This window comes from Bradyrhizobium sp. Crot121, assembly GCF_059512385.1.
On sequence record NZ_JCAMOR010000088.1, the window covers coordinates 17,010 to 28,246 of the forward strand.

At 63.8% G+C, this 11,237-nt stretch carries 10 protein-coding genes; 3 read left to right on the plus strand and 7 right to left on the minus strand.

Features of this window, described 5'->3' with window-relative positions; all coding sequences use genetic code 11:
* Positions 1-24 precede the first annotated feature (24 nt).
* Complete coding sequence (gene groL / locus AC5ZGW_RS39510) at positions 25-1,665, plus strand: chaperonin GroEL (RefSeq protein ID WP_028166315.1); 1,641 nt, start codon at positions 25-27, stop codon at positions 1,663-1,665.
* 158 nt (positions 1,666-1,823) lie between these two features.
* A complete protein-coding gene (locus tag AC5ZGW_RS39515; protein WP_130228392.1) occupies positions 1,824-2,111 on the plus strand; it encodes a GIY-YIG nuclease family protein in 288 nt (95 codons plus the stop codon).
* Positions 2,112-2,255: 144 nt separating this feature from the next.
* Here AC5ZGW_RS39515 and AC5ZGW_RS39520 read toward each other — a convergent pair whose 3' ends face one another.
* From AC5ZGW_RS39520 to AC5ZGW_RS39530, 3 genes are read right to left on the minus strand one after another with little or no spacing between them, the layout of a single operon-like run.
* Positions 2,256-3,020, minus strand: coding sequence for a substrate-binding periplasmic protein (locus AC5ZGW_RS39520; protein ID WP_349645107.1), 765 nt, complete (start codon positions 3,018-3,020; stop codon positions 2,256-2,258).
* 8 nt (positions 3,021-3,028) lie between these two features.
* A complete protein-coding gene (locus AC5ZGW_RS39525) occupies positions 3,029-3,382 on the minus strand; it encodes a c-type cytochrome (RefSeq protein ID WP_130228394.1) in 354 nt (117 codons plus the stop codon).
* Between the two features lie 57 nt (positions 3,383-3,439).
* Positions 3,440-5,164 (minus strand): pyrroloquinoline quinone-dependent dehydrogenase, encoded by a 1,725-nt coding sequence (locus AC5ZGW_RS39530; RefSeq protein WP_130228395.1) that lies wholly within the window; start codon positions 5,162-5,164, stop codon positions 3,440-3,442.
* Between the two features lie 472 nt (positions 5,165-5,636).
* Between AC5ZGW_RS39530 and AC5ZGW_RS39535 the strand changes: the two genes are divergently transcribed.
* The gene (locus AC5ZGW_RS39535) at positions 5,637-6,035 is read left to right on the plus strand and encodes a GIY-YIG nuclease family protein (protein WP_245474920.1); all 399 of its coding nucleotides are present in this window, start codon (positions 5,637-5,639) and stop codon (positions 6,033-6,035) included.
* Here the strand turns inward: AC5ZGW_RS39535 and AC5ZGW_RS39540 are convergent.
* The 4 genes from AC5ZGW_RS39540 to AC5ZGW_RS39555 form a co-directional block, all read right to left on the minus strand.
* Positions 5,956-7,113, minus strand: coding sequence for a DUF2778 domain-containing protein (locus tag AC5ZGW_RS39540; RefSeq protein ID WP_130228396.1), 1,158 nt, complete (start codon positions 7,111-7,113; stop codon positions 5,956-5,958). The two genes, AC5ZGW_RS39535 and AC5ZGW_RS39540, sit on opposite strands and share 80 nt — an antisense overlap.
* 273 nt (positions 7,114-7,386) lie before the next feature.
* Positions 7,387-8,082 carry a DUF899 family protein gene (locus tag AC5ZGW_RS39545; RefSeq protein WP_130228397.1) on the minus strand — a complete coding sequence of 232 codons (696 nt, stop codon included), beginning with the start codon at positions 8,080-8,082 and terminating at the stop codon, positions 7,387-7,389.
* Between the two features lie 200 nt (positions 8,083-8,282).
* Positions 8,283-9,785: a glycosyltransferase family 39 protein gene (locus tag AC5ZGW_RS39550; RefSeq protein WP_130228398.1), complete on the minus strand. Its 1,503-nt coding sequence runs from the start codon at positions 9,783-9,785 to the stop codon at positions 8,283-8,285.
* Between the two features lie 7 nt (positions 9,786-9,792).
* Positions 9,793-10,926, minus strand: coding sequence for a glycosyltransferase (locus tag AC5ZGW_RS39555; RefSeq protein WP_130228399.1), 1,134 nt, complete (start codon positions 10,924-10,926; stop codon positions 9,793-9,795).
* Positions 10,927-11,237 lie beyond the last annotated feature (311 nt).

Below are 11,237 nucleotides of genomic sequence, written 5' to 3' on the forward strand. Positions count from 1 at the left end.
AAATCCCTCAAGGAAAAAACTCACATGGCAGCTAAAGAAGTCAAATTCTCCGTCGAGGCGCGCGACAAGATGCTGCGCGGCGTCGACATCCTCGCCAACGCGGTGAAGGTCACCCTCGGCCCGAAGGGCCGCAACGTCGTGCTCGACAAGTCGTTCGGCGCTCCCCGCATCACCAAGGACGGCGTCACCGTCGCCAAGGAGATCGAGCTCGACGACAAGTTCGAGAACATGGGCGCCCAGATGGTGCGCGAAGTCGCCTCCAAGTCCGCTGACGCGGCCGGCGACGGCACCACCACCGCCACCGTGCTGGCCCAGGCGATCGTGAAGGAAGGCGCCAAGTCGGTCGCCGCCGGCATGAACCCGATGGACCTGAAGCGCGGCATCGACCTCGCGGTTGAGGCTGTGGTTGCGGACCTGCAGAAGAACTCCAAGAAGGTCACCTCCAACGACGAGATCGCCCAGGTCGGCACCATCTCCGCCAACGGCGACGCCGAGATCGGCAAGTTCCTCTCCGACGCCATGAAGAAGGTCGGCAATGAGGGCGTGATCACGGTCGAGGAAGCCAAGTCGCTGGAGACCGAGCTCGACGTCGTCGAGGGCATGCAGTTCGACCGTGGCTACATCTCGCCCTACTTCGTCACCAACGCCGACAAGATGCGCGTTGAGATGGACGACGCCTACATCCTCATCAACGAGAAGAAGCTCTCCTCGCTGAACGAGCTGCTGCCGCTGCTCGAGGCCGTGGTGCAGACCGGCAAGCCGCTGGTCATCGTCGCTGAAGACGTCGAAGGCGAAGCCCTCGCCACCCTGGTCGTCAACCGCCTCCGTGGCGGCCTGAAGGTCGCAGCCGTCAAGGCTCCGGGCTTCGGCGATCGCCGCAAGGCCATGCTGCAGGACATCGCGATCCTGACCGGCGGCCAGGCCATCTCGGAAGATCTCGGCATCAAGCTCGAGAACGTCACGCTGCAGATGCTCGGTCGCGCCAAGAAGGTGATGATCGACAAGGAGAACACCACGATCGTCAACGGCGCCGGCAAGAAGGCCGACATCGAGGCGCGCGTGGCGCAGATCAAGGCGCAGATCGAGGAGACCACCTCGGACTACGACCGTGAGAAGCTGCAGGAGCGTCTGGCCAAGCTCGCGGGCGGCGTCGCGGTGATCCGCGTCGGCGGCGCGACCGAGATCGAGGTGAAGGAGCGCAAGGATCGCGTTGATGACGCGATGCACGCGACCCGCGCGGCTGTGGAAGAAGGCATCGTTCCGGGCGGCGGCGTCGCCCTGCTCCGTGCTTCCGAGCAGCTCAAGGGCATCCGCACCAAGAACGACGACCAGAAGACCGGCGTCGAGATCGTGCGCAAGGCGCTGTCGGCGCCGGCCCGCCAGATCGCGATCAACGCTGGTGAAGACGGCTCGGTCATCGTCGGCAAGATCCTCGAGAACAAGACCTACGCTTACGGCTTCGACTCGCAGACCGGCGAATATGCCGATCTGGTCAAGAAGGGCATCATCGACCCGACCAAGGTCGTGCGCGCCGCGATCCAGAACGCAGCCTCCGTGGCGGCACTCTTGATCACCACCGAGGCGATGGTCGCCGAGCTGCCCAAGAAGGGCGGCGCCGGCCCCGCAATGCCTCCGGGCGGCGGCATGGGCGGCATGGACTTCTAAGCAGTCCTCGCGTCCAGTCCACGAAATGCAAAACCCCGGCAGCAATGCCGGGGTTTTTGTTTCAGTCGTCTTGATTTTGCGCACGGGCCGGCAATACGCTCAGCCGTCATTCCGGGGCGCGCGAAGCGCGAGCCCGGAATCCATTTCACGGCTCGCTCATGGCCTATTACGTCTACCTGCTCGCCAGCAAGAAATACGGCACGCTGTACCTGGGCGTGACCAACGACATCATTCGCCGCATCTATGAGCACAAGACCAAGACCGTCCCCGGCTTTACGAAGCGATACACGGTGGACAGACTGGTCTGGTTCGAAATCTACGACGACCCGACGACAGCCATCGCGCGGGAGAAAGAACTGAAGAAGTGGCGAAGGGACTGGAAGATTCGGCTCATCGAGGAGAAGAATCCCGACTGGAGCGATCTTTATCCGGAAATCACCGCCTGAATTTGCGGATGAATGGATTCCGGGCTCGCGCTTCGCGCGCCCCGGAATGACGAGAGACGAAAACACCCTCCGCCGTCATTCCGGGGCGGCGCGCAGCGCCGAGCCCGGAATCCATTTCGCCGCTTGCGCAGGCAGTGGCCGGACTCATTTCGGCGGCTGCAGCTCGACGTCGTAGCGCTCGTAGATTCGCGCGAGCGTGCCGTCGGCCAGCAAGGCCTCCAGCGCAGCGTCGATGCCTTGTCGCAGCTTCTCGTCCGGACTGAGTATCCCGACGGCGACATTCCAGTTCAGGTCCGGCTCGTCCTCGAAGGCAGGGATGCGGCGGACGCGTGCGTCGGGATGGGTGTGGTTGAACCAGCCGATGGTGGCGGGCGTGACCGCCGCGGCATCGATCTCGCCTTTGGCGAGAGCTTCCATGATGTCATCCTCGAACGCAAACGGCGACGCCTTGACCCCTCGCTTGGCGAGCATCATGGACACGATCGAGCCGACCTGCACGCCGACCCGCTGCTCCGATCCCAACTCCGCCAGTGACGCCGCGGTAGAGTTCGGTCCCACCGCCAGCACGACGCCGCTGCGGTGATAGGGCCGCGACATGCGTAAGCCCACCTCGGCCAGTACCGCGCGGTCGGCGATCGCATCGAGGATGACGTCGCAATCGGCGCGGCGGTACTGGAAGCTGTTGATGACCCAGTGCTGCTCCAGCGAGACCTCGAGCCGTTTCGCCAGCTCCCTGGCGATTTCGACCTGGAATCCCGGAACGTCGCCCTGCCTGCTGGCAAACGGCAGCGCGTTGGGATGCGCACAGAGCGTGAGCGCACCGCGCTGCCGAATCGCGTCAAGCGGGCGCGCCGCGGCGTCGGCGGCGCCGCACAAGGCCAGCAGGCTCGCGAGAACGACCAATCGCATTGCCGGCATCACTCCTCGAGCGCCCGGATATAGGCCACGATCGCCATGATCTGGCTCTCCGAAAAGGCGCCGCCGAAGGCCGGCATCGCGCCCGGTTTGCCCTTCCTGATCCGCTCCGCGAGGAAATCGTCGTCACGTTTCGTGCCGGCGAGCTTCGGTCCCTTGCCGGCGACGCGGCCGCCGTTCTGGTGACAGAAGCCGCAAGAGGTCGCGAACATGGTGCCGCCCTCGATGTCGCTCTCCTTGGCCGACTGATCCTGGTTAGGCGCCTGGCTTTGCTGCGCGCAGACGCCCAACGGCCACGAGGACTGCCACAACAGCGCAATGCCAGTGGCGAGAAAGATTGATTTCGACGTTCGCATCAGGATTGCAGCAGTGGGACGCCACGGCGTCCCACCGCCTCCCCGTTCTTATTGTTGTTACTTCAGCGAAAAGACGACGAGCGCACCGGCATCCTTCGGCATGCTCTTGTAGGGCTCGCCGAACAGTGCCGGAAATTCATCGGCCACCATGCCGCCCCATCCGGCCGGCACCGCGATGTACTGCTTGCCGCCGGCGGTGTAGCTGATGATGCCGCCATTATGGCCGACGCCATTATAATGCGACCACAATTCCGACCCGGTCTCGGCATTGTAGGCGTGCAGCACGCCGCGCGAGTCCGGCACGAATACCAGATTGCCGCCGGTTGCGAGCACGCTGGCGAGCGGCGGCTCGCTGAAGGTGACCTCCCACTTCTTGTCGCCGGTGACGGGATCGCGGGCACTGAGATGTCCGCGCGCCGGTCCGTCCGGCGGCGGGACCAGCTTGAAGTTGGCGCCGATGTTGAGCTGCGCCATCGGCTCGGTGATCGGCGTGGTCTTCACCACGTCCACGTCCATGCACCATTCCTGTCCGAGCTTGTACCAGAGGCCGGTCTTCGGGTTGTAGGAGCCCGCGTTCCAGCTAATGCCACCGGCGATCGCCGGGCAGAGCGGCGAGCTCGTCTGGCCAAGCGACAGATCGCGCCGACCAATCAGTTCGCCGGTCTTTGGGTCGATATCCTTCACGAAGTTGATGTTCTTCGCGAGCCGCCACACGTTCTGCACTTTCCCATTGGTGCGATCGTAGACAAAGACGAAGCCGCCCTTGTTCGGATGCACGACGAGCTTGCGGCCGTCGCGGTCGATCATCAGGAATTCACCGACCGCCGAATCGAAGTCCCAGGCGTCGTGCGGCAGCTCCTGGTGATAGAACTTCAGCTTTCCGGTATCGGGATCGAGCGCGATGACCGAGCTTGTATAGAGGTTGGTGCCCGGCCGCGGTCCGGCCTTCTGCCAGTCGGCGCCGGACCAGTCATAGAGCGGCGCAGGATTGGCCGTTCCCCACCAGATGGTGTTAGTTTCGGCATCGTAGCCGCCGGGCATCCAGGCGCCACCTCCGCCGGTGCGCCAGGATTCATTGCCCCAGGTCGCCTTGGCGTCCTCGGTGCCGGCGACGGTGAAGAACTCCCATTTCTTCTGGCCGGTCTTGATATCGACGCCGAACAGCGGCCCGCGCGAGGTCCACTCGCCGCCCTGGCTGCCGATGATGACGGTGTCCTTCACCACCAGCGGCGCGCCGGTGAAGCCCACGGTGAGCTTCTTGGAATCGACCAGCTTGGTGTCCCACGCTGGCTTACCGGTTTTCATATCAAGCGCGATGAGACGGCCGTCGACGGTGCCGACCAACACCTTGCCATCGCCGAGCGCGACGCCACGGTTGTACGGCGAGTGCGTTTGCATCGCCACCAGTTGTTCGTCGAGCTCGGGGAAATACGACCAGATCAGCTTGCCGGTCGCGCCATCGAGCGCGTAGACGCGGCTGTAGGAGCCCGAATAGTACAGCACGCCGTCAGCAGCGAGCGGCATCGACTGCAGGCCGCGCGTCGAGCGACCCGGCATATGGATCCATGCGACCTGAAGATTCTTGACGTTATCAGCGTTGATCTGATCGAGCGCGCTGTAGTGATACGACTTGTAGCCGCCGTGGTAGGTCAGCCAATCGTTGGGCGTTTGCTCGGCCGCCTGCAGGCGTGCCGGATCGATCGCCAATGCGGGTGGCGCAACAGCTACAGCAGCCAGCGCGAGTGCCGCACCGCACGTAAGGTACTTGATACCGATTGCCATTGGATTCCTCCCCTTTGATTTTTGGTTTTCATGTCACTGGAATTGCATCCCGCCTGCTTCGCGCAGCGGTTTTGTCCTCCCTCTTGTGATTGTCGATTTGTCGTCGCGGCGCGTACATAGCTCTTCTCTTGGCGGAGAATGTCGAAGCGCACCCGTGGATAGAAAATAGCCTAGAATGCCCTCTCGAACTGTCAAGCTTCAACACGGCCCTGAGCGCGGCCTTTTGTGTTCCCCGCCGAAAGGCGAGCGTCTAGAAGTGGATCGATTTTGCCTGGAAATTGTGACCTGTCTTCTCGGATGAATGGATTCCGGGCTCGATGCTTCGCATCGCCCCGGAATGACGAGGGATCGACTCTCCTCTCGTCATTCCGGGGCGCGCGAAGCGCGAGCCCGGAATCCATTTCGCCGCGGACGCATGGCCTATTAGGTCTATCTACTCGCAAGCAAGACATACGGTACGCTGTACCTCGGCGTGACCAACGATATCATTCGCCGCATCCATGAGCACAAGACCAAGGAGGTCTCCGGCTTCACCAAGCGATATGCGGTCGACAGGCTGGTCTGGTTTGAAATCTACGACGATCCGATTACAGCCATCACGCGTGAGAAAGAATTGAAGAAGTGGCGAAGAGACTGGAAGATTCGGCTCATCGAGGAGACGAATCCGAATGGATCGATCTTCACCCGGAAATTGCGAGCTGAATTCTCGGATAAATGGATTCCGGGCTCGCGCTACGCGCGCCCCGGAATGACGCGGGGATGGGCTTGCACCTCATTCACGCACCAGCGCGTCACTGCACCTTCGCCAGCACCGCGAGCCGGCGGATGCCCTTGTTCCGGTACGCATCCAGGAACGCATAGTAGTTCTTGAACGAGACGCAGCCGTTGGAATCGCCGTTGGGCCCGAGCATGTAGGTGTGCGCGAGCAGGCCGGAGCGGCCGTAGATCTTGTCCTCGCCGCCGATCGGCGTCAGGCGCAGCGCGGGCACGCCGTGAAACAGCGCTTCGCGCGGCTTGAGCTCGTAGATGTGCGGCGGCGTCACGCCCTGCATGCGGACATGCGCATAGCGGACGTCGTCGATCTTGGAGCCGAGGCCGGAATGCGCCTCGAGCCTGGTGCCGTCGGGCAGATACACCGTCGCGGCGGAGATGTCGTAGACCGCGGTCTGGCGGTCATAGGGCGGCGAGCCGCCGTTCATCGGGTTCTGGCTCAGCGTCGAGGGAATGCTGGCGGTGACGTTGGCGTCGGCAGATGCGAACGACAGCAGCGAGCCTGAAGACTCGCGCTTGCCCCAGAGCTTTTCGACGATCGACTGTTTCTCGCCTGAGGCGATCGACATCAGCGCCGCCTTGGCGCGTGCCGCCATGTCGCGGACGCCGGACGATTTTGCCGCGGGCTTGGTGTCAACCGGCGCGGCCGGCGTGTTGAGCGCGACCTGCAATGAGGTCGCCGCTTCCTTCTTCGCCGCTTCAACCCCCTTCGGCGCAGCACCTGACTTGGCTTCGGCGAGTTTGGCTGCGGCGGCCGGCTTCGACGCTTCCGCAACCTTCGGCGCTTCCGCGGGCGGCGCGGCCTCGGCCGCCCGTGACTCCACGCCCTCCGGAGCGGCGGCCGCAAACCTTTCGTTAAACATAATCGAAGCCGAGCTTGGCTCAGGCTTCGACAAGGTCGGCGGCGGTGGCGGCAACGACGCGAACACGTCGTTGAAGGATGGCGTCGGACGCGCGGCGACCGCAGCCTCCCGGTTCACTGCGGGCGCCTCATAGGCGGCGCTGCCCATCGAGGGATAGACGTTCGCCGCGAAGATATTGGTGTAGACGGTCCAGGCGCAGCCGACCACGAGCGCCGCGACCGCGGCGCTGCCGATGAAATGGTGAGGGAGGACTTTCCGGGAAGATTTTTTGCGGGAGGGCGCCGCAAAGCCAAACGCACCGGTACTCGTACTCATTCGCCTTGCGTCCAGAACAGTTCCACTTCTTCCTCGTGTGAGAGTGCGGGACAATCGCCGGAGCATCTCGCAGAGGCGCGAAGCGTCATTAAGGCGACTTTTAGTTAAATGCGGATTAAACGCGGGCAGATCTGAGGCGTGACGAACGGCGGGGAATTTCCTTGTGAATTACCCCGGAATCTTGCGGAAATAAGGCAGGATTTATCTATGTCCCAAAGCGGGATTCGACGGCCCAAGTCGCTGCCCAAAGTCGCTCGCTTCTAAGTCGCGCGCTCAGTAACTCAGCTTCGGATACCAGTCCGTGCCGCGGCCTTCCGGCGTGGTGTCGAGGATGGTCCAGAGCGGATCGATGTCGGGCGCGCCGCGCGGGTCCTGGCCCGGGTCGGACATCTTCGATCCCATCTCGCCCGACCAGAAATGACGGATGGTGCCGTCGCGCCGCGTGAAGACATTGTAGCCGGGCATATCGGCATCATCAGCGCTGACGTAATCGCGCGTGTAGTCGCCGGACATATCCGAGAAGATCTTGTGCCGCGTCCAGCCGCGCGCCTGCTTCGCCGCGACCAGACGCTCGATCGGCGAGCGCGCCACGAACACGAAGGCGATGCGCTGCTCGACATCGGGCAGCTTGGCCTCCCAGGTCCCCATGAATGAGGTGCACATCGGGCACGGCTTCTCACGCTGCGGCCCGAACATGTAGCTGTAGATGACGAGCGTCTGCTTGTCGCCAAACAACTCCGGAAAGCCGACCTTGCCGCGCTCGCCGACGAACTCGTAAGCCTTCGTCACCTCGCCGCCCGGCGGCAAGGCCCGGCGCAGCGCGGCGACACGCTCGATCTGGCGGCGCAGCTCGATCTCCTCGACGAGCAGCGCCTGCCGTGCCAGGCGATAGTCCGCGCTCTCGTTCGGGCGGCGCGTGGTGTTGGCCGCGGCGAGTTCGGCGGCGGGTTTGAGGATGGAACTGGTCATAACGGAACCTCGCTGGTTGGCGATGTCTGTAGAAGACGTTTCCGGAGGCACGAAGACGACATGCTGGCCGGAAATTTCTGCGTACTCGCATCGCCCGCGCCGATCGTCATACGCGGGCTTGACCCGCGTATCCATCGATCTTCAAAGAACTCTTGAAATGATGGATTGCCGGGTTAAGCCCGGCAATGACGGGGCCAGCCCTACGGCAGTTCCGGCGGCGGCGAGCGATCGAAGACATCGCCCTTCGGTTCCTCCAGGACATACAGCGCGTAGCTCTCGATCACGAGCGGGCCGCGCTTGCGCTGCACCTCGGCGATCCTTTCCACATGGGAGAACATCTCCTTCAGGAACGGCGGATCCTCGGGCCTGATTTCATGGACATAGAGCAGCTTTCCGGCAAGCTCCGCCGCGCTCGGCTCTGATGCGTTGACCCAACGGTATCGCTGGGTCTGCTGCGCGACGCAGGTGCCCTTCGGCAGATAGAAGGCAAGCCAGCCCGTGGTGCCGTAATCCGGCGCCAGCACGCAGGTCGCGCCGATACGTGCGCGCGCCGCTTCGATTTCCGCCGCCGTCTCGTGCCAGCCGACGCCGACGCTGCGCACGGTGGCATCGCGGCGATAGAGCGAGAGCACGCCGGTATTGGCCTGCACGATCAGCAGCACGAACATCACGATCCCGGTCGGCGCCGCCCAGCGGCGGCAGAAATCGGCAAGCCGCTGCCAGCGTCCCTCCCGCGGCACCATCGTCGCCGCTACCGCGGCCGCGACCATGAAGGGCGGATAGACCGGTGCGAACCAGTTGGCTTCGACGCGCGCATGCAGCGAGTGCCAGATGAAATAGACCACGATGATCCAGAACATCAGATTGACGAGCAGGCGCGAGGCGAAGGCGCCCGTGCGGCGGAACGCGAGCGCGTGCAGCCCCATCGCACCGAGGATGAAGACGAGCGGCGTCGCAAACGCGATCTGGGTCGGGATCAGTTCACCGATGAAGGCCAGCCTGAAATCCTCGATGCGCGCCCGCCCCATCTGCTTGATGAAGGAGACCCAGTGGTGATCGGCGTTCCAGAGGATGACCGGCGCGAACATCAACAGCGCGAGAAGGCCGCCGAGGTAGAGCCAGGGCGACAAGAACCAGCGCCGCAGCTTCGGCACCACAGCGAGCCAGATCAGGATCGCCGGGCCGAAGAACAGCGCGGTGTATTTTGACAGCAGTGCAGCGCCGGCAGCGGCGCCGACCGCAAGCCACCATGCGCCCTGCCCCGTCTCCAGCACCTTGGCGAGCGCGAACAGCAGGAGGCTTGCGGAAACCAGAAGCGGCGCATCCGGCGTCACGATCATGGTCCCGACCGCGGCCAGCAAGGTGGCGTTGAGCAGGATCGCCGCGCTAGCCGCCATACGCTTGCCGCCGAACAGGATCTCGGCCGAGCGATAGACCGCCCAGCTCATCGGCAGCGCCAGCAGGATCGAGACCAGCCGCACGCCGAGTTCGGTATCTCCGGCAATCAGCGTGCCGGCACGGATCACCAGCGCAACCATCGGCGGATGGTCGTAGTAGCCGCCGGCGAGACTCTTCGACCACATCCAGTAATAGGCTTCGTCGAAGGTGATCGGCGTAAGAGCGGCGGCGAGCAGCCGCAACAGGACGAGCCCGACGACGGTTACGACGGTCGTGCGGACGAGACTCGTCTCGTTCGGATTCATGTCCCAATCATCGCTTGCGCCAGACGAACAGTCCGGACATCGCGTAGTTCCAGACCACGCCCATCAGCGCGCCGGCCGCGCCCGCAAGCCACCAGATCGGTTCCTGGTCATAGACCGAGAAGGCGACGCCGACATTGGCGAGCAGGCCGACGCTGCAGACGAGGTAGAACAGCAACAGGCCGCGCAGGATCGCAAAGCCCTTCAGCCGCTGGTCGCGATAGGTCAGGAAATTGTTGAGGACGAAGTTGCTGGTCATCGCGACGATCGCGCCGGTTGCCTGCGCTTCAGGAAACGGCGCGCCGAATACTTCCAGCGCAACGTATAACGCGGCAAGATGCACGAGCAGGCCGAGCGAGCCGACCAGGCCGAACAGCACGAAGCGGAGCGAGATGACGTCATGCGTCAGCTTCGCGAGCACGAGGCCGAGGAAATCCAGCGCGACCATGGAATCGAGCTTGCTCTCGCCATGCTGCCGCGAGCCGAACGTATAGGGAATCTCCACCGCGCGCAGCTTGCCCTGGGCGGTGGCGACGACGTCGAGCAGGATCTTGAAGCCTTGGGTCGAAAGGTCTGGCGCCAGCTCCTCGAAGCGGTCGCGGCGGATCGCGAAGAAGCCGCTCATGGGATCTGCGATATCGACCCGCAGCAAGCGGCGCGCGATCTCGGTGGCGAACGCGCTGGCGCCGGCGCGCTGCTTGTTGAACCCCTCGGCGCGGTAGCCCCCGATATAGCGGCTGCCGACCACGAGATCGGCCTTCCCGCTCCGCAGCAGCTCGACCATCTTCGGCAGTTGCGTCTCGTCATGCTGCAAGTCGGCGTCCATCACCACGGCATAGGGGGCGCTGGAGGCGAGGATGCCCTCGATGCAGGCGCCCGAGAGCCCGCGCCGTCCGACCCGGCGGAGGCAGCGCACGCGGGAATCCTGCCGCGCCAGGCCGCGCACCACCTCCCAGGTTCCATCAGGGGAATTGTCGTCGACGAAAACGACCTCCCAGGGGATACCGGCGAGCGTCGTCTCCAACCGCCGGTACAGGACGGTGACATTGTCACGCTCGTTGAAGGTGGGGACGACAACCGAAACAAGTGGCAAACCAACGGCCTGCGACGGGATTTCGGGGCCCGGTTTGATGGCGTCATTCATGGCGGCCAAGCGTATATCCGCGCCGCCAAGCCGCGGGAAGCCCTAAACGCCGGCTGGAATGCGGGAAAACGGGCCTGGGGACGCCCAAAAATGCCAACGACCACGAACAACAGGCACGCGTACATCCGGCGCTGCCGTGCTATTACGTGGTCGTCCCGGCGCCAGAGCCCTTGCAGGCTGCGACGGCGCCGTTAGAGGCTAGATAGGAACCGCTATGCGTTTCCGCAAGGGCTCCTAGGTCGCGTGGACAGTTATGTTAGCCAGAGCAGAGTTGCGGCGATAGCGACGACAGCGAAGTAATTTCGTGCGGT

Excerpts from the sequence above, each read along its gene's own strand:
- AC5ZGW_RS39525 (WP_130228394.1), bottom strand. The coding sequence starts at position 3,382 with ATGCGAACGTCGAAATCAATCTTTCTCGCCACTGGCATTGCGCTGTTG.
- AC5ZGW_RS39550 (WP_130228398.1), bottom strand. The coding sequence starts at position 9,785 with ATGAATCCGAACGAGACGAGTCTCGTCCGCACGACCGTCGTAACCGTC.
- AC5ZGW_RS39540 (WP_130228396.1), bottom strand. The coding sequence starts at position 7,113 with ATGAGTACGAGTACCGGTGCGTTTGGCTTTGCGGCGCCCTCCCGCAAA.
- AC5ZGW_RS39555 (WP_130228399.1), bottom strand. The coding sequence starts at position 10,926 with ATGAATGACGCCATCAAACCGGGCCCCGAAATCCCGTCGCAGGCCGTT.
- AC5ZGW_RS39515 (WP_130228392.1), top strand. The coding sequence starts at position 1,824 with ATGGCCTATTACGTCTACCTGCTCGCCAGCAAGAAATACGGCACGCTG.
- AC5ZGW_RS39545 (WP_130228397.1), bottom strand. The coding sequence starts at position 8,082 with ATGACCAGTTCCATCCTCAAACCCGCCGCCGAACTCGCCGCGGCCAAC.
- groL (WP_028166315.1), top strand. The coding sequence starts at position 25 with ATGGCAGCTAAAGAAGTCAAATTCTCCGTCGAGGCGCGCGACAAGATG.
- AC5ZGW_RS39520 (WP_349645107.1), bottom strand. The coding sequence starts at position 3,020 with ATGCGATTGGTCGTTCTCGCGAGCCTGCTGGCCTTGTGCGGCGCCGCC.
- AC5ZGW_RS39530 (WP_130228395.1), bottom strand. The coding sequence starts at position 5,164 with ATGGCAATCGGTATCAAGTACCTTACGTGCGGTGCGGCACTCGCGCTG.